This window comes from Roseomonas sp. FDAARGOS_362, assembly GCF_002754815.1.
Classification (GTDB): Bacteria; Pseudomonadota; Alphaproteobacteria; order Acetobacterales; family Acetobacteraceae; genus Roseomonas; species Roseomonas mucosa.
The window spans coordinates 3,955,328-3,975,987 of sequence record NZ_CP024588.1 but is presented as its reverse complement, the minus strand read 5'-3'; the positions used below and the strand labels follow the sequence as shown (position 1 = coordinate 3,975,987).

Here is a 20,660-nt window from a genome sequence, read left to right as displayed (position 1 = left end):
GATCGGGTGTCTGTTACCAGCGGTAGTGGCTGAAAGCCTTGTTGGCTTCGGCCATCCGGTGGGTGTCCTCACGCTTCTTCACGGCGGCGCCGCGGTTGTTGGCCGCGTCCATCAGCTCGCCGGAGAGGCGCTCCTCCATCGTGCTCTCGCCGCGCTTGCGCGCGGACTCGATCAGCCAGCGGATCGCCAGGGCCTGACGGCGCTCCGGACGAACCTCCACCGGCACCTGGTACGTGGCACCACCGACGCGGCGCGAACGCACCTCGACGGCCGGCTTCACGTTATCCATCGCCTCATGGAACACGCGCAGGGGATCCGCATTGGCGCCGGCGCGGCGCTTCAGCGTGTCCATCGCCGCATAGACGATGCCCTCGGCGGTGCTCTTCTTGCCATCATACATCAGCACGTTCATGAAACGGCTGAGGACGATGTCGCCGAACTTCGGGTCCGGCAGGACTTCGCGCTTTTCTGCGCTGTGACGACGAGACATCTCTCAGCCCCTTACTTCGGACGCTTCGCGCCGTAGAGCGAACGCCGCTGACGACGCTTCGCGATGCCCTGCGTGTCGAGCACGCCGCGCAGGATGTGGTAGCGCACGCCCGGAAGATCCTTCACGCGGCCGCCACGGATCAGGACCACGGAGTGCTCCTGCAGGTTGTGCCCCTCGCCGGGGATGTAGCTCACCACCTCGTAGCCGTTGGTCAGGCGAACCTTCGCCACCTTACGGAGCGCGGAGTTCGGCTTCTTCGGCGTGGTGGTGTAGACGCGAGTGCAAACACCCCGCTTCTGCGGGCAGCCCTGCAGCGCAGGAACCTTGTTGCGGCTCGGCTTCGGCTCGCGCCCCTGGGCGATGAGCTGGTTGATCGTCGGCATGACGCCCCTTCGTGAACCCGTCCCAGTAGCCGCCAGCCCCGCCATGCGAGCGGGCCCGACAGAGCGCGATCCTTCGCACCCCTCGGGCCACCATCCCACCCCCGAACTTCGCCCCCAGCACAGGGCAGCCTCGGCGGCGCAGAGCTGTCGTCCAAGAACAAAACCTTCGAGGCCCGTGAGCCCCGTCGAGGGGCGGAGACCTACCCCTCCCCCCCTCCAGAGTCAAGCAAGAACGCCCCGAAACAGACAGGGCCGGGACCCGAAGGTCCCGGCCCTGCCATGCATGGAACGCGGTTGCCCGGGCCCTACTCGGCCGCTTCCTGGCTCCCGCCCGTCAGAGCCGGAGTCGAGGCCGGCAGGCGCCCCTTGTCCCGCTGCGCGGCCAGCGCCCGCAGCCGGTTCATCACCGAGCCCGTGCCCGCCGGGATCAGCCGGCCGACGATCACGTTCTCCTTCAGGCCCGCCAGGGTATCGACCTTGCCGGCCACCGCCGCCTCGGTCAGCACCCGGGTGGTCTCCTGGAAGGAGGCCGCGGAGATGAAGGAGTTGGTCTGCAGGCTCGCCTTGGTGATGCCCTGCAGCACCGGCTCCGCCCGGGCCGGCCGCTCCTTCGCCCGCAGGCGATGCTCGTTCTCGATATCGAACTCGATCCGGTCCACCTGCTCCCCGATCAGGTAGGTGGTGTCGCCCGGCTCCAGGATCTCGACCTTCTGCAGCATCTGGCGAACGATCACCTCGATGTGCTTGTCGTTGATCTTCACGCCCTGGAGACGATAGACGTCCTGGATCTCGTTCACGAGGTAGTTGGCCAGCGCCTCGACACCCAGCACCCGCAGGATGTCGTGCGGCACGCGGGGGCCGTCCACCAGCGGGTCGCCGGCCTTGACGTAATCGCCCTCCTGCACCGAGACGTGCTTGCCCTTCGGCACCAGGTACTCGCGCTCGATCGGAGCCTCCCCGTCGGGGACGTCCTGCTTCACGATGATCCGGCGCTTCGCCTTGTAATCCTTGCCGAATTCCACCCGGCCGTCGATGTCGCTGATGATCGCGGCATCCTTCGGCCGGCGGGCCTCGAACAGCTCCGCCACGCGCGGCAGGCCGCCCGTGATGTCGCGGGTCTTCGAGGATTCACGCGGCAGGCGGGCGATGACGTCGCCGGCATGCACCGTCGCGCCATTGTCCACCGACAGGATCGTGTCGGGCGAAAGGAAGTAGCGCGCCTCGGCCCCGTTCGGCAGCTTCACCACGCCGCCCTTCTCGTCCTTCAGGATCAGGCGGGGGCGCAGGTCGGCCTTGGAGGAGGCCTTGTAGTCCACCACCACCTTGGAGGAGAGGCCGGTCACCTCGTCCTGCCGCTCGACCAGGGTGATGCCCTCGATCAGGTCGGCATATTCCACGAAACCGGCCCGCTCCGTGATGATCGGCAGGGTGAAGGGGTCCCACTCGGCCAGCTTCTGGCCGCGCTGGACCTGCGCCCCCTCCGCCACCAGGATGCGCGAGCCATAGGGCACGCGGAAGCGCGCCCGCTCGCGGTTCTGGCCGTCCGTGAGCACGATCTCGCAGTTGCGGCTCATCACCACCGGCGCGCCCTGGCTGTTCTCCACCACCGAGAGGTTGGTGATCCGCACCGTGGCGTCGGTCGTGGCCTCCACCGCCGACTGCTCCGCCCCGCGCTGGGCGGCGCCGCCGATGTGGAAGGTACGCATGGTCAGCTGCGTGCCCGGCTCGCCGATCGACTGGGCCGCGATCACACCGACCGCCTCGCCCACGTTCACCGGCGTGCCGCGCGCCAGGTCACGGCCATAGCAGTGGCCGCAGACGCCCGAACGGCTGTCGCAGGTCAGGACGGAGCGGATATAGACCTCCTCCACCCCGGCCTTCTCGATCCGGTCGGCGAGCGCCTCCTCGACCAGCGTGTTCCGCTCGGCCAGAACCTCGCCCGTATCCGGATGCACGATCTCGCGCTGCACCGTCCGGCCCAGGATCCGCTCGGACAGCGAGGAGACGACCTCGCCGCCATCCATCACGGCCCGCACGGTAATGCCGCGCTCGGTCCCGCAATCGATGTCCACGATGATGCAGTCCTGCGCCACGTCCACCAGGCGGCGGGTCAGGTAGCCGGAGTTCGCGGTCTTCAGCGCGGTGTCGGCCAGGCCCTTGCGGGCGCCGTGCGTGGAGTTGAAGTACTCCAGCACCGACAGGCCTTCCTTGAAGTTCGCGATGATCGGCTGCTCGATGATCTCGCCCGAGGGCTTGGCCATCAGGCCGCGCATGCCGGCGAGCTGGCGCATCTGGGCCGGCGAACCGCGGGCACCGGAATGCGACATCATCCAGACCGAGTTGGTCGGCGTGCCGACCTCCTGCTTGGAGATCTCCTTCATCATGGCGCCCGCCACCTCCTCGGTGGCACGCGACCAGGCATCGACCACCTTGTTGTAGCGCTCGCCCGCGGTGATCAGGCCGTCGAGATACTGCTGCTCGAACTCCTTCACCTCGGCCTTGGTGCGGTCGATCATCTCCCCCTTGCTGTCGGGGATGACCATGTCGTCCTTGCCGAAGGAGATGCCCGCCTTGGCCGCGTTGCGGAAGCCCAGGCCCATCAGCCGGTCGGCGAAGATCACGCTCTCCTTCTGGCCGCAATGGCGGTACACCGCGTCGATCACGTCGGAGACGTTCTTCTTCGTCAGCTGACGGTTCACCAGCGCATAGGGCAGGCTGGGATGCAGCGGCAGCAGCGCGCCGATCATCATCCGGCCCGGCGTGGTCACCACCCGCTCCTTCACCACCGACCCGTCCGGGCGCATCGTCTTGCGCCGCGCCAGGATCTTGGTGTGCAGCGTGATGCTGCCGGCCGCCAGGGCCTGCTCCAGCTCGCCCAGGTCGGCGAAGACCGGCGGGCCGGCCTTCGCCAGCCGCCCATCCGCGTCATACTCGGCCTTGTCGGCCGAGGCACGGAACTCCGGCGTTTCCAGGCTCAGGTAGTAGATGCCGAGCACGATGTCCTGCGACGGCACGATGATCGGCTTGCCGTTGGCGGGGCTGAGGATGTTGTTGGTGGACATCATCAGCACGCGCGCTTCCAGCTGGGCCTCCAGGCTCAGCGGCACGTGCACGGCCATCTGGTCGCCGTCGAAGTCGGCGTTGAAGGCGGTGCAGACCAGCGGGTGCAGCTGGATCGCCTTGCCCTCGACCAGCGTCGGCTCGAAGGCCTGGATGCCCAGGCGGTGCAGCGTCGGCGCCCGGTTCAGCATCACCGGATGCTCGCGGATCACCTCCTCCAGGATGTCCCACACCTCGGGACGCTCCTTCTCCACCATCCGCTTGGCGGCCTTGATGGTGGTGGCGTGGCCGTACTTCTCGAGCTTCGAGTAGATGAAGGGCTTGAACAGCTCCAGCGCCATCTTCTTCGGCAGGCCGCACTGGTGCAGCTTCAGCTCGGGACCCACCACGATCACCGAACGGCCGGAATAGTCGACGCGCTTGCCCAGCAGGTTCTGCCGGAACCGGCCCTGCTTGCCCTTCAGCATGTCGGAGAGCGACTTCAACGGCCGCTTGTTGGCGCCCGTGATCGCCCGCCCGCGCCGGCCGTTGTCGAACAGCGCGTCCACCGCCTCCTGCAGCATGCGCTTCTCGTTGCGCACGATGATGTCGGGGGCGCGCAGCTCGATCAGCCGCTTCAGGCGGTTGTTGCGGTTGATGACGCGGCGGTACAGGTCATTCAGGTCGGAGGTGGCGAAGCGGCCACCGTCCAGCGGCACCAGCGGGCGCAGCTCGGGCGGGATCACCGGCACCACGTCCAGGATCATCCACTCCGGCCGCGCGCCGCCCTCGGCGAAGCTCTCGATCAGCTTCAGCCGCTTGACGTACTTCTTGCGCTTGGCCTCGGAGGAGGTCTCCTTCAGCTCGGCGCGCAGCGTCGCGCTCTCCTTGCCCAGGTCGATGCCGGTCAGCATCTGCTTGACCGCCTCGGCCCCGATGCCGACGGAGAAGGCGTCCTCGCCGAACTCGTCCATCTTGTTCTGGTACTGGTCCTCGGTGAGGAGCTGGTGCAGCTTGAGGTCGGTCAGACCCGGCTCCAGCACCACATAGGACTCGAAGTAGAGGACCTTCTCCAGCTCCTTCAGCGACATGTCGACCATCAGGCCGACGCGCGAGGGCAGCGACTTCATGAACCAGATATGCGCGACCGGCGAGGCCAGCTCGATATGGCCCATGCGCTCGCGGCGCACCTTGGCCAGCGTCACCTCGACGCCGCACTTCTCGCAGATGATGCCGCGGAACTTCATCCGCTTGTACTTGCCGCACAGGCACTCGTAGTCCTTGATCGGACCGAAGATGCGCGCGCAGAACAGCCCGTCCCGCTCGGGCTTGAAGGTACGGTAGTTGATCGTCTCGGGCTTCTTGATCTCGCCATAGGACCAGGAGCGGATCTGCTCCGGCGACGCGATGGTGATCTTGATCTGGTCGAAGCTCACAGCCTGGCCGGTCTGGCCAAGGATCTTCATCAGCTCGTTCATGGGCCTTCCTTCTCGTCCAGCCTGCGGCGGTGGGGGCGCGCCGCCGCGAAATCAGCGGCCGGCCCCGCTGGCGGGGGCCGGCGCGATCCTCTCAGTGGCTCAGTTGTCGCGGTTCTCGAGGTCCACGTTCAGGCCCAGGCTCTTCAGCTCCTTGGTCAGAACGTTGAAGCTCTCGGGGATGCCGGCCTCGAAGCTGTCCTGGTCGCGGACGATCGCCTCATAGACCTTGGTGCGGCCGGACACATCGTCCGACTTCACCGTCAGCATCTCCTGCAGCGTATAGGCGGCGCCATAGGCTTCCAGCGCCCAGACCTCCATCTCGCCGAAGCGCTGGCCGCCGAACTGCGCCTTGCCACCCAGCGGCTGCTGGGTGACGAGCGAGTAGGGGCCGATGGAACGGGCGTGGATCTTGTCGTCCACCAGGTGGTGCAGCTTCAGCATGTAGATGTAGCCGACCGTCGTCTTGCGCTCGAACGGCTCGCCCGAACGCCCGTCGATCAGCTGCATCTGCCCGGAGGTCGGCATCCCCGCCTTCACCAGCATCGTCTCGATGTCGGAGATGCGCGCACCGTCGAAGACCGGCGTCGCGATGGGAATGCCCTTCGACAGGTTGTCGCCGAGCTCGATGAGCTGGTCCTCGGTCATCTCCGCGACCTGCTCGTCGACGATCTCGTCGCCATAGACCTCGCGCAGCTTGGCGACCAGCGCGTCGCGCGCAGCACCCGCCCGGCGATAGTCCTCCACCAGCTCGCCCACCTGGCGGCCCAGGTTGGCGCAGGCCCAGCCCAGATGCGTCTCCAGGATCTGGCCGATGTTCATGCGCGACGGCACGCCCAGCGGGTTCAGCACCAGATCCACCGCGCGTCCATCCTCGAGGAACGGCATGTCCTCGATCGGCACGACGCGGGAGACCACGCCCTTGTTGCCGTGGCGGCCGGCCATCTTGTCGCCCGGCTGCAGCTTCCGCTTCACCGCGACGAAGACCTTGACCATCTTCATCACGCCGGGCGGCAGCTCGTCGCCGCGCTGCAGCTTCTCGACCTTGCTCTCGAAGCGCTTCTGCAGGCGCTCCACGGCGGCGTCGAACTCGCGCTTCAGCGCCTCGATCTCCGCCATCACCGCGTCGTCGGCCACGCCGATCTGGCGCCATGTCACCTTGGCGAACTCGTTCAGCACCTCGTCGGTGATGACCGTGCCCGCCTTGACGCCCCGGAAGCCGCCCGACGCCTTGCGGTTCAGCAGCTTCTCGCGCAGCCGCGAGTGGAACGAACGCTCCTGGATGGCCCGCTCGTCATCGCGGTCCTTGGCCAGCCGCTCGATCTCGGCGCGCTCGATCGCCATGGCGCGCTCGTCCTTGTCCACGCCGCGGCGGGAGAAGACGCGCACGTCCACGATCGTGCCCGAGACACCTGGCGGCAGGCGCAGCGAGGTGTCGCGCACATCGGAGGCCTTCTCGCCGAAGATGGCGCGGAGCAGCTTCTCCTCCGGCGTCATCGGGCTCTCGCCCTTTGGCGTCACCTTGCCGACCAGGATGTCGCCCGGGTTCACCTCGGCACCGACATAGACGATGCCCGCCTCGTCGAGGTTGCGCAGGGCCTCCTCGCCGACATTCGGGATGTCGCGGGTGATCTCCTCCTGGCCCAGCTTGGTGTCGCGGGCCATCACCTCGAACTCGTCGATATGGATCGACGTGAACACGTCGTCCCGCGCGATCCGCTCGGAGATGAGGATCGAGTCCTCGAAGTTGTAGCCGTTCCAGGGCATGAAGGCGCACATGACGTTGCGGCCCAGCGCCAGCTCGCCCAGCTCCGTGGAAGGGCCGTCGGCGATGATGTCGCCCGCCTGCACCCGGTCGCCCACCTTCACCAGCGGGCGCTGGTTGATGCAGGTGCTCTGGTTGGAACGCTGGAACTTCCGCAGGCGGTAGATGTCCACACCCTTGGTCGTGCCGTCCTCGGCCGTCGCCCGCACCACGATGCGCGCGCCGTCGATGCTGTCGATGACGCCGTCGCGCCGGGCCACGATGGTCGCGCCGGAATCCCGCGCCACCGCGGCCTCCATGCCCGTGCCCACCAGCGGCGCGTCCGACTTCACCAGCGGCACCGCCTGCCGCATCATGTTCGAGCCCATGAGCGCGCGGTTGGCGTCGTCGTTCTCCAGGAACGGGATCAGCGCCGCGGCCACCGAGACGAGCTGCTTCGGCGACACGTCGATCGCCGTCACCTCCTCGGGCTTCACCAGCCGGAAGTCGCCGCTCTGGCGCACGCTCACCAGCTCGGAGCGGAACTCGCCCGTGTCACGGTCCACCTCGGCATCCGCCTGGGCGACCACGAGCTTCTCCTCCTCCATGGCGGAGAGGTAGCGCGGCTCGCCGACGATCTTGCCGTCCTGCACCATCTGGTACGGCGTCTCGATGAAGCCGTACTTGTTCACCTTGGCGAAGGTGGCGAGGCTGTTGATCAGGCCGATATTCGGGCCTTCCGGCGTCTCGATCGGGCAGATGCGGCCGTAATGCGTCGGGTGCACGTCGCGCACCTCGAAGCCCGCGCGCTCGCGCGTCAGGCCGCCCGGGCCAAGCGCGCTCAGGCGGCGCTTGTGCGTCACCTCGGAGAGCGGGTTGGTCTGGTCCATGAACTGCGACAGCTGCGAGGAGCCGAAGAACTCCCGCACCGCCGCCGCCGCCGGCTTCGCGTTGATCAGGTCGTGCGGCATCACGGTGTCGATGTCGACCGACCCCATCCGCTCCTTGATCGCGCGCTCCATCCGCAGCAGGCCGACGCGGTACTGGTTCTCCATCAGCTCGCCGACCGAACGCACCCGGCGGTTGCCGAGGTTGTCGATGTCGTCGATCTGGCCCTTGCCGTCCTTCAGCTCCAGCAGGGTCTTCAGCGTCGCCAGGATGTCCTGCTTGCGCAGCGTCCGCTGCGTGTCGGGCACCTCCTGCAGGCTGAAGCCCAGGCGCATGTTCATCTTCACCCGGCCCACGGCCGAGAGGTCATAGCGCTCCGGATCGAAGAACAGGCCACGGAACAGCGCCTCGGCCGTCTCCGGCGTCGGCGGCTCGCCCGGCCGCATGACGCGATAGATGTCCATCAGCGCCTCGTCGCGGTTGGTGGCCTTGTCCACCGCGATCGTGTTGCGCATCCAGGGGCCGACCTGCTGGTCGATGGCCAGCGTCGGCAGGCTGTCATAGCCCGCATCCTCGATGGCGGTCAGCTTCGCCTCGGTCAGCTCCTCGCCGGCCTCGCCATGGATCTCGCCGGTGTTGAGGTCCACCAAGTCATCGGACAGGAAGCGGCCGATCAGGTCCACCCGGCCGACCAGGACCTCCCTGGTCCCCTCCTCGGCGATCTTGCGGGCCAGGCGCGGCGTCATCTTGGTGTCGCGCGTCGCGACCGTCTTGCCGCTGTCGGCGTCGACCAGATCCTCCAGCAGCTTCACGCCGCGGAAGCTCTCCGGCACGAAGGGACGCGACCAGCCCTTGGGGCCGCGCGTGAACACCACCTTGCCGTAGAAGGTGCCGAGGATCTCCTCGGCATCCATGCCCCGCACCTCGGAAGAGTCGAGGTCGCCCTGCCGCTCGGCCCGCAGCGCCTCGGTGCGCGAGGAATCCAGCGCATAGAGCAGCGTCGAGGCCGGCAGCTTGCGCTTCCGGTCGATGCGGACATAGCAGATGTCCTTGGCATCAAACTCGAAGTCGAGCCAGGAGCCGCGATAGGGGATCACGCGCGCGGCGAAGAGGTACTTGCCGCTGGAATGCGTCTTGCCCTTGTCATGGTCGAAGAAGACGCCCGGCGAACGGTGCATCTGCGAGACGATGACGCGCTCGGTGCCGTTGATGATGAAGGTGCCGTTGTCCGTCATGAGCGGCATGTCGCCCATGTAGACATCCTGCTCCTTGATGTCGCGGACGGAGCGGGAACCGGTGTCCTCGTCGATGTCCCAGACGATCAGGCGCAGGCGGACCTTCAGCGGCGCGGCAAAGGTCAGGCCGCGCTGCATGCACTCCTCGACATCGTATTTCGGCTCCTCGAGCTCGTACTGCACGAACTCCAGCCGGCCGCGCCCCGCGAAATCGTCGATCGGGAACACGGACTTGAACACTTCCTGCAGCCCGGCCTGGCTCCGGACATCCGGGTCCACGCCCATCTGGAGGAAGGCCTCGTAGGAGGCCCGCTGCACGTCGATCAGGTTCGGCATCGGCGCCACTTCGGGCAGCCGCCCGAAGGATTTGCGGATGCGCTTCCGGCCAGTCAGCCCCTTGCCCCCGAACGACTTTGCGATAGCGTTCATGCGCGCCCTGCTTCCTTCTGTCTCCGGCCGGGGCCAAGGTGGCGTCCTGGGACGCCCCCTCCCCCCGGCCGGGGTGCACCTGTGTCGTGCCCCGCGTTTGCCAGGACCAGCCCGCGACAGGGACTGGTCCAGGGAAACGCAGGCAAGGGCGGGACTCCGACTGTCTTCGGAATTCCGCCCCTACCGCTCAAATACTCAGTCCGCCGCCGGCACCGTAGCCCCGGCAGCGTGCCGGTTGAAAGGTCTTACTTGACCTCAACCTTGGCACCGTTCTCCTCGAGCACCTTCTTGATCTTCTCGGCCTCGTCCTTGGACGCGGCCTCCTTGATCACCTTCGGCGCGCCCTCGACCAGATCCTTGGCCTCCTTCAGGCCGAGACCGGTGATCGTGCGGATCTCCTTGATGACGTTGATCTTCTTGTCGCCGGCGGAGGCCAGGGTCACGGTGAACTCGGTCTGCTCCTCGGCAGGGGCGGCAGCGGCGCCACCAACGGCCGGGGCGGCAGCCACGGCAACCGGCGCAGCGGCGGAAACGCCCCACTTCTCCTCGAGCATCTTGGAAAGCTCAGCGGCCTCGAGAACCGTGAGGGTCGACAGCTCGTCAACCAGCTTGGCGAGATCAGCCATATTCGTATGTCCTTCGATCTAGTGGCTTGGCTTGGTCTTTGCAAGACCCGCCCGGCGCCCTTGCGGCAACCGGACAGGCCGGTACGCGTTAGGCGGCTTCCGCCTCGTCCTTCTTGGCATACGCCCCGAACACCCGCGCCAGCTGCCCGGCCGGAGCCTGCAGCACGCCTGCGATGCGCGTCGCCGGGGTCTGGATGAGACCCACGAGCTGCGCACGCAGCGTTTCCAGGGAGGGCAGCTCGGCCAGTGCCTTGACCCCGTCCAGGGCCAGGGTCTGCGTGCCGAGGGCACCACCCAGGATCACGAACTTATCGTTCGTCTTGGCGAATTCCACGGCGGTCTTCGCCACGGCCACCGGGTCCTTCGACCACGCAAGCGCGGTCGGACCCTTCAGCAGCGGCTGGATGCCCTGGAAGCGGGTTCCGTCGAGGGCGAGGCCGGCCAGGCGGTTCTTCGCGACCTTGTAGGTCGCGCCCGCACCGCGCATGCGACGCCGCAGCTCGCTCACCTCGGCCACGGTCATGCCCTTGTTCTGGGCGACCAGGACGAAGGAGGTCTCGGCGAACACGCCGGCGAGGGTCGCGACGAACTCGCGCTTCTCCGTACGGTCCAACTCCGTCTCCAAACGAAAGCCGGAAAGCCTTTTGGAAGGGCTCCGGCGGTTCACGCGAGGGCACGGCACCCGCCGCACCCTCTTCGCCTGCCAGTAAGCCGGAAAGCCAAGCCGAGCCTTGCCCGGTGCCCTCGGGCCCCGGGAAACAGATCGATTTGACGCCCCGTCTACCGTTGGCGCGGCCTGGCCGCATCAAGGCCCGGATGGGCCACCTACGGTTTCCGACAGGTTCGGGCGGGTCCCGAAGGCCCCGCCCTGTCCGCCCTCCCCTTCGAGAGGAAGGCGTATCTCTTAGGCGGAGGCCAGCGAGGCCACGTCCACCTTCAGGCCCGGGCCCATGGAGGAGCTCAGGGCGACCTTCCTCACATAGGTTCCCTTGGCACCCGTCGGACGGGCCTTCTGGATCGCATCGATGAAGGCGCGCGCGTTCTCCAGCAGCTTGCCCTCCTCGAAGGAGGCCTTGCCGATGCCGGCATGCACGATGCCGGCCTTCTCGGCGCGGAACTCCACCTGGCCCGCCTTGGCCGCCGTCACGGCGCCCTTGACGTCCATGGTCACGGTGCCGAGCTTCGGGTTCGGCATCAGGCCGCGCGGGCCCAGGATCTTACCCAGGCGCCCCACCAGGGCCATCATGTCCGGGGTCGCGATGCAGCGGTCGAAATTGATGTTGCCCGCCTGCACCTGCTCGGCCAGGTCCTCGGCGCCCACCACGTCCGCACCGGCCGCCTGGGCCTCCTCGGCCTTGGGACCGCGGGCGAAGACACCCACGCGCACCGTCTTGCCGGTGCCGTTCGGCAGGCCGACCACACCACGGACCATCTGGTCCGCATGGCGCGGGTCGATGCCCAGGTTCATCGAGATCTCGACGGTCTCGTCGAACTTGGCGGTCGCATTCGCCTTGGCGAGGCGGATCGCCTCCTCCAGCGCGTAGGACTTCTCGAGGTCCAGACCCTCGACGAGCTTCTTCAGACGCTTGCCGGCCATCGGTTCAGCCCTCCGCCACGATCATGCCCATGGAACGGGCGGAACCGGCGAGCATGCTCACCGCGGCCTCCACGTCCTGGCAGTTCATGTCCTTCATCTTCACCGCCGCGATCTCGCGCAGCTGCGACTTGGTCACGCGGCCCACCGCGCCACCCTTGCCGGGAGTCTGCGAGCCCTTGTCCAGCTTCGCCGCCTTCAGCAGGAAGTAGGTGTTGGGCGGGGTCTTCGTGATGAAGGAGAAGGTGCGGTCGGAATACGCGGTGATGACGACCGGCGTCGGGGTGCCGGGCTCCATCTGCTGCGTCGCCGCGTTGAACTCCTTGACGAACTGCATGATGTTCAGGCCGCGCTGACCCAGCGCGGGGCCGACCGGCGGCGACGGGTTCGCCTTGCCGGCCGGGATCTGCAGCTTGATGTAGCCGACGATCTTCTTAGCCATGATACTCCATCCCCAGGAACCGGGGGCGCGCGGTAGGGCGGCCCATGGCTGGGCCTCCCGCGTCCATCGGTGCGAGTGAGGGGCGGCCTCTACACCCGCCCGCGCGCCCTGTCCATTGCCGAATCCATCCGGCGACGCAGGTCAGCCCCGCGATACGGCTCCAGCGCCCTGGGCCGCCGCCCGGCGCAACAGCACCCGGCGCGCCACGAACCAAGCGGCCAGCCCGACCGGAATGCCGATCAGCACGCCGCCCACCAGCAGTTCCTCCAAGGCGGGCAGCCCCAGTTCCAGCCAGTGGCCGAGCCGCAGGTGTCCGGCAAAGCCGGGGGAATGCACCGGGGAGTGGACCTCACGTTGCAGCACGAAGCGGCCCAGCGCGAATTCCGTCGGGATCAGCAGGGCATGGGTCAGCGGGTTGCCCAGCAGCACGCAGGTCGCCCCCGCCGCTGCCATGCTGCCCCGCAGCAGGAACCCCAGCACGGCCGCCAGCACGAGATGCAGCCCGAAGGCGGGCAACATGGCCGCGAAGGCTCCGGCTCCGATCCCCCGGGCCACCCTGCCCGGCCCGCCCGGGGAGGAAAGGATCTTCTCCCATCCCTCCTCCATCCGATGGCGCAGGCTCCGCAGGCGGGCGCCGATCATCGCCACACCCAGCCTCAGGCCGCGGCGCTGACCTTCTCGGCCGGCGCCCCCGCGGCCAGCATGCCCTGGGTGGTCAGCAGGTCGCGGTAGATGCCCGCCTGCCGCGCCAGCACGTCCGGCGCGCCATGCTCGACCACCTTGCCGGCATCCATGACCACGATCCGGTCGAAATTCTGCAGCGTCGCCAGCCGGTGCGCCACGGCGATCACCGTCCGCCCCTGCATCAGCCGCTCCAGCGCGGTCTGCACCGCCACCTCGGACTCGCTGTCCAGCGCGGAGGTCGCCTCGTCCAGCAACAGGATCGGCGCGTCCTTCAGCAACGCCCGGGCGATCGCCAGCCGCTGCCTCTGCCCGCCGGACAGCCGCACGCCCCGCTGGCCGACCTCGGTGCCGAAGCCCTCCGGCAGCGCCTCGATGAAGTCCCGGCAATTGGCCGCCTCGGCCGCCGCCAGCACCTCCTCGTCCGTCGCCTCCGGCTTGCCGTAGCGGATGTTCTCCAGGATCGAGCGCTGGAACAGCGACACGTCCTGCGGCACCACCGCGATGGCGTCGGACAGGCTCTTCTGCGTCACCGCCCCGATCTCCTGCCCGTCGATCAGCACCTGCCCGCCCTGCGCCTTGGTGAAGCGCTGCAACAGCGTCAGCACGGTGGACTTGCCGGCGCCCGAGCGCCCGACCAGCCCGATCCGCTCGCCCGGCTGGATGGCGAGGTCGAAGCCCCGCAGCACCGGCCCGCGCCCCGGATAGGAGAAGCGCACGTCGTGGAAGTCGATCCGCCCGCCGCGCACCCGCAGCGGCCGTGCATCCTTGGCATCCGGCAGGGCATGCGGCACCAGCAGGGTGGACACCGCCTCGGACAGCCGCGCCACGTGCTGGGTCATCTCCACCAGAGCCACCGCCAGGTCGCGCGTCCCGTGCAGGATGGTGAAGCCCAGCGAGCAGATCATCACCACATCGCCCGTGCTGGCCCGCCCGGCCTGCCACAGGCTGATCGCCCAGAACAACAGCCCGATGGTCAGCGCCGCGGTCATCACCGCATGGGCCAGCCGCAGCTTCTCGATGTAGCGCAGGCTGCGCTTGCGGGCGTTCACCTCGCTCTGCACCTGCCGGGCGAAGCGCGCCCTTTCCCGCAGGATGGAGCCGAAGGCCCGCACGATGTTCATGTTCTGCACGACATCGACCAGCTCGCCATCCACGGCGGCGGCCTTCTCGGCATAGTCCATGTGCAGCGGCCTGCCCTTCGCCGCCAGCCGCGTCAGCAGATAGGCCATCCCGCCGGCGATGCTCACGATCACCAGCGCCATGGACACGTCCACGCTGGCCAGCAGGGCGATCGAGAAGATCACCGCGATGGTCGGCGGCAGCGTGTTCCACGTGAAGGTGGAGATCACCGTCCAGGCGGCGTTCGAGGTCGCGCTGATCCGGCTGGCCAGTACGCCCGGCGAACGGTCCACGAAATAATCCGGTGCATGGCCGGAGAGGTGGCGGAACAGGTCGCTCCGCAGGTCCCCCGTCACCCCCGTGAAGGCGGTGGTGGAGATCCAGCCGCCCACCCGCCACAGCAGGTTGTCGGCGGCGATCACCGCGCCCAGCATCGCCAGCGCCACCCAGACCGCCGCCATGGCGGCGGGCCCGCCGGACATTGCGTCCACCAGTCCCTTCATGGCGTATTGCGTGCCCACGGAACAGGCCACGGCCAGCACCACCGAGAGCAGCACCATGGCATGCGCCGGCCCGCGTTTCCGGATGTAGCGGAACAGAAAGCCCATGGGCCGGGTCTGGTAGCGCAGCAGCGCCTCCGTTCCCTCCGCCTCGGCCTCCGCGGAGGGCCCCGGAAAGGTGCCCCGGGGCGCCTGCATGTTCTTGATGACTCGGAGATCGGCCATGAAGCCTCCCTTCCCGAAACGGGTCACGACACCGTGTCTCGGACCCCGTCCTCCCTGCCTGCGGTTCGGGGCACCCGGAGCAACGGGAACCCCGCCAGCGGATCGTGGTGTGAAACTAACAACGCTGAGTTCAGCCCTGGTTTCTGGCGGAGTTTTGGTACGGCTGCCCCATTCCGGTCACAGTTAAATCGTTGGTGGGGTCAGGTCCTGCCCGGGCAGCGGCGCGGAGGGGACCATCCGGGCGGGAGCCACCACGAAAGCCCCCCGAAAAACCCCCGAAATGGACACAAACGGGGGGCAGTCCGGGATCCGGAAGGGAGGATGTCCCTGAAGCCACGAGAAGGAGAGCCACCGGAATGCGTATCGCGCAGATCGCCCCGTTGTACGAAGCCGTTCCGCCGAAGCGCTATGGTGGCACGGAGCGTGTCGTCTCGTTCCTGACCGAGGAACTGGTGGCCCTGGGCCATGACGTGACGCTCTTCGCCAGCGGCGATTCCCAGACCAGCGCCACGCTTGTCCCCATGCGGCCCCAGGCCCTGCGCCTCGATCCCTCGGTCCGCGACCCCATGGCCCCCCATGCCCTGATGCTGGAACAGGTCCTGCGCCGCGCCCATGAGTTCGACCTGCTGCACTTCCACCTGGACTACCTGCCCTTCTCCCTGTTCAGCCGGCAGGAGGTGCCCTGGGTGACGACCCTGCACGGCCGCCTCGACCTGCCGGAGCTGGGCCCGATCTTCGACGCCTTCCCGGACGCGCCGGTGGTCTCGATCTCCGACTCTCAGCGTGCCCCGCTGCCCCAGGCCGGCTGGGCCGCCACCATCCACCACGGCCTGCCGAAGGACCTGCTCACCCCACGTGACGCGGAGCCCGGCTACCTCGCCTTCCTCGGCCGCATCGCGCCGGAGAAGCGCCCGGACCGCGCCATCCGCATCGCCGCCGAAGCCGGCCTGCCGCTGAAGATCGCCGCCAAGGTCGACAAGGCCGACGCGGAATACTATGCGCAGCACATCGAGCCCCTGGTCGCCCAGGTGCATGTCGAGTTCATCGGCGAGATCTGTGACGGGCAGAAGCCGGACTTCCTGTCCGGCGCCCGGGCGCTCCTCGTCCCGATCGACTGGCCCGAGCCCTTCGGCCTGGTGATGATCGAGGCCATGGCCTGCGGCACCCCCGTCATCGCCTACAACCACGGCTCCGTGCCGGAGGTGATCGAGGACGGGGTCACCGGCTTCATCGTCCAGAACGAGGAAGAGGCCGTCGCCGCCATCCGGCGTCTGCCGGAGCTCTCCCGCGCGCGAATCCGCCGTCGCTTCGAGGAGCGCTTTACCGCCCGCCGCATGGCGGAGGACTATGTCAGCCTCTACCAGAGCCTGGCCCGCACCGCGCGCCCCCTCCTGCGCGTGGTCTGAACGGTCCCGGAACACCTTCCCCGTCGGGGAAGGTGTTCCCCGAAAGCATCACTCCTCCGTGACAGATGCCCGGCGGGTCGTTTCCTTAACGCTTTCTATCAAGGCGTGTATTTCAAAGACACATCCCTTCATGGTTGTAATTGCCGCATCACAACCAACCAGTGGCTATGCCGCTGAAGGGAGCCTTCATGGCCTTCTGGCGACGTCTTCTATGCTCGACGCTTTTCCTGGCCCCCGGCGCCGCCCTGGCGCAGCCCGTAACCGGCCTCTATCTGGGCGGCGCCGCCGGCCTGAACTTCCATGACCCCAACAGCGGCAATATCGGCGGCGCAATCGGCCGCACCCTGGCCCAGAGCGGCCTGTCGCGCGAGATCCGCACGGATTTCAACCTGGGCTGGGCCGGGCTGGGCAGCGTCGGCTGGGGCTTCGGCAATGGGCTGCGGCTGGAGATCGAGGGCAACTACCGCTCCAACGAACTCGACCGCTACACGATCGCCGGCTACCGCCTGCCGCGCGCCAAGGGCAGCGCCGATACCTACGGCATCATGGCGAATGCCTATTACGATTTCGACCTGAGCAGCTACGGCATCTCGTCCAGCGCCCTGATGCCCTATATCGGCGTCGGCGTCGGCTATGCCTGGACCAGCCATCGCGGCCTGTCCGGCTCCATCGACGCCACGGCGCCCGCCGGGCTGGCGGACCGCGTCGTCAGCCGTGTCAACAGCGAGCTGCAAAGCCGCTTCCTCGCCAACCTGACGGCGGAACAGCGGGCGCAGCTGCCGGCCAACGCCATCCCCCAGATCAACCTCAACACCAGCGACCTGAATGCCAGGGCCCAGGTCCGCAGCGACGACACGGATGGCGACTTCGCCTACCAGGCCATGGCCGGCCTGGCCTTCCCGGTCCGCGCCGTGCCCGGCCTCGCCGTGACGGCCGAGTACCGCTTCTTCGGCACGCTCTCGAACAGGCTCTCCACCACCGTCACAGCCAGCGCGGCCGGCCGTTCGATCGACCGCACCTACGACATCAAGTACGACAACTTCAACCACTCCGCGATGCTGGGCCTGCGCTACGCGCTGTGGACCCCGCCGGCGCCCGTGGCCGCCTTGGCCCCCACCCCGGCGCCGACCCAGACCGCCGCCCGCACCTACCTCGTGTTCTTCGACTGGGACCGTTACAACCTGACGGACCGTGCCCGGCAGATCATCGCCGAGGCGGCGCAGAACGCGCGTAGCACGGGTTCGACCCGCATCGAGGTGGCCGGCCACGCCGACCGCTCCGGCACGCCGCAGTACAACATGGGCCTGTCGCGCCGCCGCGCCGACGCCGTGGCCGCCGAGCTGGTGCGCCAGGGCATCCAGCGCTCGGAGATCACGGTCGAGGCCTTCGGCGAGAGCCGCCCGCTGGTGCCGACCGCCGACGGCGTGCGCGAGCCGCAGAACCGCCGCGTGGAGATCGTCCTGCGCTGATCGCGCAGATGCTCCAGGCATCGCTTCGGGAAGGGGGCCGGTCCGCGAGGACCGGCCCTTCTTCTTTGCACGCGTCCCTGGACGGCAGGCACGAAAAAGGGCGCCCGAAGGCGCCCCCTGCAAAACCACGAAAAGGAGAGAGGCCCTCAGACCTTCTCCACCTGCCCGTATTCCAGCTCCACGGGGGTGGCCCGGCCGAAGATGGAGACCGAAACCTTCACCCGGCCGCGCTCCTCGTCCACTTCCTCCACCACGCCGTTGAAGCTGGTGAAGGGACCGTCCGCCACGCGAACCTGCTCGCCCACCTCGTAGACCACGGAGGGGCGGCGCGGCTTCTCCACATTCTCCTGTACCTGCTGCAGCATCCGCTGCGCCTCGGATTCGGGAATGGGAGCGGGCTTGTTGCGGGCGCCAAGGAAGCCGGTGACCTTGGGCGTGTCCTTCACCAGGTGCCAGGCGTCGTCCGTCATCTCCATCTTCACCAGCACGTAGCCGGGGAAGAACTTGCGCTCGGCATTCACTTTCTGCCCGCGGCGCACCTCGACCACTTCCTCGGACGGGACGAGCACCTCGCCGAAGAGGTGCTCCAGCCCCTTCTGCACGGCCTGTTCCTTGATCGCCTGGGCGATCTTCTTCTCGAAGCCCGAATAGACGTGAACGACGTACCACTTCATGCCGGCCATGACCGAATCTCCCAATCCGCCTCAGCCGAACCCGAACAGCGCACTCATCCCCAACTGGATGACCTGATCCACCACCAGGAAGAACACGGCCGCCAGGGCCGACAGGGCCAGCACCAGCCCCGTGGTGATCAGGGTCTCCTTGCGGGTGGGCCAGGTGACGCGCGCCACTTCCTGCCGCACGTCGCGCAGATACTGCACAGGGTTCACCTTGGCCAAGGGCCGGCCTCTCCAACACTTCGAGGGCGGTGCCGACGCCGGCATCGCCCGCCTCATCAAGCATGGCGACGGTGGCAGGGGCGGAGGGTCTCGAACCCCCAACCTCCGGTTTTGGAGACCGGCGCTCTAGCCAATTGAGCTACGCCCCTGCACGCGGCATCGCCGTGAGGCCGGGTCTATAGGATAGACAAACTGTCCTGTCGAGATGGCCGCACAGGGAAAACACGGCACCGGGAGAACCCGCCCGTCCCCGCCCGCCCGGGCCTTCGGAGGAGCCGCGGCCGGCCCCGGCGGGAATCCCTGGGACAAGCTACGATCCCTCCCGCAAGGCCCATCCGGACCGGGATTCGCGGCGCCCAGGCGGCGGGGCGGTGCCCGGCCGGCCCGGCCGCCGCGCCAGAAAAAAAGGCGGCCCGCATCGCTGCGGACCGCCGTTCCGTACCCATCCCCGGCACGAGGCCGGGGCGCCGGGCCTTACTTCTCGATGGAGGCGACGACGCCGGCGCCGACGGTGCGGCCGCCCTCGCGGATGGCGAAGCGCAGGCCCTGGTCCATGGCGATCGGCGCGATCAGCTCGACATCCATCGCCACGTTGTCGCCCGGCATCACCATCTCCACGCCTTCCGGCAGCTTCACCACGCCCGTCACGTCGGTCGTGCGGAAGTAGAACTGCGGACGGTAGTTCGTGAAGAACGGCGTGTGCCGGCCGCCCTCTTCCTTGGTCAGGATGTAGGCCTCGGCCTTGAAGCGCGTGTGCGGCGTGATCGAGCCCGGCTTGGCCAGCACCTGCCCGCGCTCCACGTCCTCACGCTTCGTGCCGCGCAGCAGCGCGCCGATGTTGTCCCCCGCCTCGCCGCTGTCCAGCAGCTTGCGGAACATCTCCACGCCCGTCACCGTCGTCTTGACCGTGTCCTTCAGGCCCACGATCTCGACTTCCTCGCCCACCTTCACGATGCCACGCTCCACGCGCCCCGTCACCACCGTGCCGCGGCCCGAGATCGAGAACACGTCCTCGATCGGCATCAGGAACGGCAGGTCCTTCGGACGCTCCGGCTGCGGGATGTAGCGGTCCACCTCCGCCATCAGCTGCAGGATCGCCTGCTCGCCGATCTCGGGCGTCTTGTCCTCCAGCGCCGCCACCGCAGAGCCCTTCACGATGGGAATGTCGTCGCCCGGGAACTGGTAGGAGGACAGCAGCTCGCGCACCTCCATCTCCACCAGCTCCACCAGGTCGGGGTCCGCCAGGTCCATCTTGTTCAGGAACACCACCAGCGCCGGAACGCCCACCTGGCGCGCCAGCAGGATGTGCTCGCGCGTCTGCGGCATCGGACCGTCCGCCGCCGACACCACCAGGATCGCGCCGTCCATCTGCGCCGCACCCGTGATCATGTTCTTCACGTAGTCGGCGTGGCCAGGGCAGTCCACGTGCGCGTAGTGCCGGTTCGCCGTCTCGTACTCCACATGCGCCGTCGAGATCGTGATCCCGCGCGCACGCTCCTCCGGCGCCTTGTCGATCTGGTCGTACGCCGTGAACGACGCCCCACCAGACTTCGCCAGCACCTTCGTGATCGCCGCCGTCAGCGACGTCTTGCCGTGGTCAACGTGCCCGATCGTGCCGATGTTGCAGTGCGGCTTGTTCCGCTCGAACTTCGCCTTCGCCATGTCTGTCCTCGTGCCTGTCGTCCCGGGCCCCGTGTCGCGTGAGAACCGGTCCCGGAAAAGCCGACAGCAGTTGCATGATTGAAAGGTGACGGGAAGATGGAGCGGGTGACGGGAATCGAACCCGCACAACCAGCTTGGAAGGCTGGGGCTCTACCATTGAGCTACACCCGCGCCCCGCATGTACCGGGGTGAATATGGAGGGGGTTGGATTCGAACCAACGTAGGCGCTAGCCAACGGATTTACAGTCCGTCCCCTTTAGCCACTCGGGCACCCCTCCGCATGGCCGACCCAGCGGGAGCGGCGCCGAGGTATCGCGTTCCCGGGCAGGCTGTCAATTGCCCCCGCCGGAA

Annotated in this window: 15 protein-coding genes and 3 tRNA genes; 2 read left to right on the top strand and 16 right to left on the bottom strand. The window is 67.9% G+C overall.

The genetic code is table 11. The features are described from left to right. Window positions 1-13 precede the first annotated feature (13 nt). From rpsG to CTJ15_RS22580, 10 genes are all read right to left on the bottom strand, one after another. Window positions 14-490: a 30S ribosomal protein S7 gene (gene rpsG, locus CTJ15_RS22625; protein ID WP_019462399.1), complete on the bottom strand. Its 477-nt coding sequence runs from the start codon at window positions 488-490 to the stop codon at window positions 14-16. Between the two features lie 11 nt (window positions 491-501). After that, window positions 502-873: a 30S ribosomal protein S12 gene (rpsL, locus tag CTJ15_RS22620; RefSeq protein WP_019462398.1), complete on the bottom strand. Its 372-nt coding sequence runs from the start codon at window positions 871-873 to the stop codon at window positions 502-504. 305 nt (window positions 874-1,178) lie between these two features. After that, entirely contained in the window at window positions 1,179-5,390 is a 4,212-nt protein-coding gene (gene rpoC, locus CTJ15_RS22615; RefSeq protein ID WP_019462397.1) for a DNA-directed RNA polymerase subunit beta', read from the bottom strand. Between the two features lie 99 nt (window positions 5,391-5,489). Further along, complete coding sequence (gene rpoB, locus CTJ15_RS22610; protein ID WP_099782044.1) at window positions 5,490-9,683, bottom strand: DNA-directed RNA polymerase subunit beta; 4,194 nt, start codon at window positions 9,681-9,683, stop codon at window positions 5,490-5,492. 245 nt (window positions 9,684-9,928) lie between these two features. Further along, window positions 9,929-10,309, bottom strand: a complete 381-nt coding sequence (rplL, locus tag CTJ15_RS22605) for a 50S ribosomal protein L7/L12 (RefSeq protein ID WP_075821934.1) — start codon at window positions 10,307-10,309, stop codon at window positions 9,929-9,931. A gap of 88 nt (window positions 10,310-10,397) precedes the next feature. Then, window positions 10,398-10,922 (bottom strand): 50S ribosomal protein L10, encoded by a 525-nt coding sequence (rplJ, locus tag CTJ15_RS22600; protein WP_026033431.1) that lies wholly within the window; start codon window positions 10,920-10,922, stop codon window positions 10,398-10,400. 291 nt (window positions 10,923-11,213) lie between these two features. After that, window positions 11,214-11,906: a 50S ribosomal protein L1 gene (gene rplA / locus CTJ15_RS22595; RefSeq protein ID WP_019462393.1), complete on the bottom strand. Its 693-nt coding sequence runs from the start codon at window positions 11,904-11,906 to the stop codon at window positions 11,214-11,216. 4 nt (window positions 11,907-11,910) lie between these two features. Then, window positions 11,911-12,345, bottom strand: a complete 435-nt coding sequence (rplK, locus tag CTJ15_RS22590) for a 50S ribosomal protein L11 (RefSeq protein ID WP_019462392.1) — start codon at window positions 12,343-12,345, stop codon at window positions 11,911-11,913. Between the two features lie 141 nt (window positions 12,346-12,486). Next, window positions 12,487-12,951 (bottom strand): DUF2062 domain-containing protein, encoded by a 465-nt coding sequence (locus tag CTJ15_RS22585; protein ID WP_099782271.1) that lies wholly within the window; start codon window positions 12,949-12,951, stop codon window positions 12,487-12,489. Window positions 12,952-13,001: 50 nt separating this feature from the next. Beyond that, window positions 13,002-14,873, bottom strand: coding sequence for an ABC transporter ATP-binding protein (locus CTJ15_RS22580; RefSeq protein WP_099782043.1), 1,872 nt, complete (start codon window positions 14,871-14,873; stop codon window positions 13,002-13,004). Between the two features lie 356 nt (window positions 14,874-15,229). On the opposite strand from CTJ15_RS22580, the gene CTJ15_RS22575 reads away from it, so the two are divergent. Both CTJ15_RS22575 and CTJ15_RS22570 read left to right on the top strand, forming a co-directional pair. After that, window positions 15,230-16,279 carry a glycosyltransferase family 4 protein gene (locus CTJ15_RS22575; RefSeq protein ID WP_019462389.1) on the top strand — a complete coding sequence of 350 codons (1,050 nt, stop codon included), beginning with the start codon at window positions 15,230-15,232 and terminating at the stop codon, window positions 16,277-16,279. A 188-nt stretch (window positions 16,280-16,467) separates the two neighbouring features. Beyond that, window positions 16,468-17,748 carry an OmpA family protein gene (locus tag CTJ15_RS22570; RefSeq protein WP_099782269.1) on the top strand — a complete coding sequence of 427 codons (1,281 nt, stop codon included), beginning with the start codon at window positions 16,468-16,470 and terminating at the stop codon, window positions 17,746-17,748. Between the two features lie 146 nt (window positions 17,749-17,894). Here CTJ15_RS22570 and nusG read toward each other — a convergent pair whose 3' ends face one another. From nusG to CTJ15_RS22540, 6 genes are all read right to left on the bottom strand, one after another. Next, entirely contained in the window at window positions 17,895-18,431 is a 537-nt protein-coding gene (gene nusG, locus CTJ15_RS22565) for a transcription termination/antitermination protein NusG (RefSeq protein WP_019463442.1), read from the bottom strand. A 21-nt stretch (window positions 18,432-18,452) separates the two neighbouring features. Further along, on the bottom strand, window positions 18,453-18,647 hold the full coding sequence (gene secE / locus CTJ15_RS22560; protein WP_019463441.1) for a preprotein translocase subunit SecE: 195 nt from the start codon (window positions 18,645-18,647) through the stop codon (window positions 18,453-18,455). 72 nt (window positions 18,648-18,719) lie between these two features. After that, a tRNA-Trp gene (locus tag CTJ15_RS22555) sits at window positions 18,720-18,796 on the bottom strand. Between the two features lie 325 nt (window positions 18,797-19,121). Then, window positions 19,122-20,309, bottom strand: coding sequence for an elongation factor Tu (tuf, locus tag CTJ15_RS22550; protein WP_019463282.1), 1,188 nt, complete (start codon window positions 20,307-20,309; stop codon window positions 19,122-19,124). A gap of 97 nt (window positions 20,310-20,406) precedes the next feature. After that, a tRNA-Gly gene (locus tag CTJ15_RS22545) sits at window positions 20,407-20,480 on the bottom strand. Window positions 20,481-20,504: 24 nt separating this feature from the next. Further along, a tRNA-Tyr gene (locus tag CTJ15_RS22540) sits at window positions 20,505-20,587 on the bottom strand. Window positions 20,588-20,660 lie beyond the last annotated feature (73 nt).

Coding starts and splice junctions, on each gene's coding strand:
- rpsL (WP_019462398.1), bottom strand. CDS start 873: ATGCCGACGATCAACCAGCTCATCGCCCAGGGGCGCGAGCCGAAGCCG.
- CTJ15_RS22575 (WP_019462389.1), top strand. CDS start 15,230: ATGCGTATCGCGCAGATCGCCCCGTTGTACGAAGCCGTTCCGCCGAAG.
- rplL (WP_075821934.1), bottom strand. CDS start 10,309: ATGGCTGATCTCGCCAAGCTGGTTGACGAGCTGTCGACCCTCACGGTT.
- rpsG (WP_019462399.1), bottom strand. CDS start 490: ATGTCTCGTCGTCACAGCGCAGAAAAGCGCGAAGTCCTGCCGGACCCG.
- tuf (WP_019463282.1), bottom strand. CDS start 20,309: ATGGCGAAGGCGAAGTTCGAGCGGAACAAGCCGCACTGCAACATCGGC.
- CTJ15_RS22585 (WP_099782271.1), bottom strand. CDS start 12,951: ATGGAGGAGGGATGGGAGAAGATCCTTTCCTCCCCGGGCGGGCCGGGC.
- rpoB (WP_099782044.1), bottom strand. CDS start 9,683: ATGAACGCTATCGCAAAGTCGTTCGGGGGCAAGGGGCTGACTGGCCGG.
- CTJ15_RS22570 (WP_099782269.1), top strand. CDS start 16,468: ATGGCCTTCTGGCGACGTCTTCTATGCTCGACGCTTTTCCTGGCCCCC.
- CTJ15_RS22580 (WP_099782043.1), bottom strand. CDS start 14,873: ATGGCCGATCTCCGAGTCATCAAGAACATGCAGGCGCCCCGGGGCACC.
- rplK (WP_019462392.1), bottom strand. CDS start 12,345: ATGGCTAAGAAGATCGTCGGCTACATCAAGCTGCAGATCCCGGCCGGC.
- rplA (WP_019462393.1), bottom strand. CDS start 11,906: ATGGCCGGCAAGCGTCTGAAGAAGCTCGTCGAGGGTCTGGACCTCGAG.
- nusG (WP_019463442.1), bottom strand. CDS start 18,431: ATGGCCGGCATGAAGTGGTACGTCGTTCACGTCTATTCGGGCTTCGAG.
- rpoC (WP_019462397.1), bottom strand. CDS start 5,390: ATGAACGAGCTGATGAAGATCCTTGGCCAGACCGGCCAGGCTGTGAGC.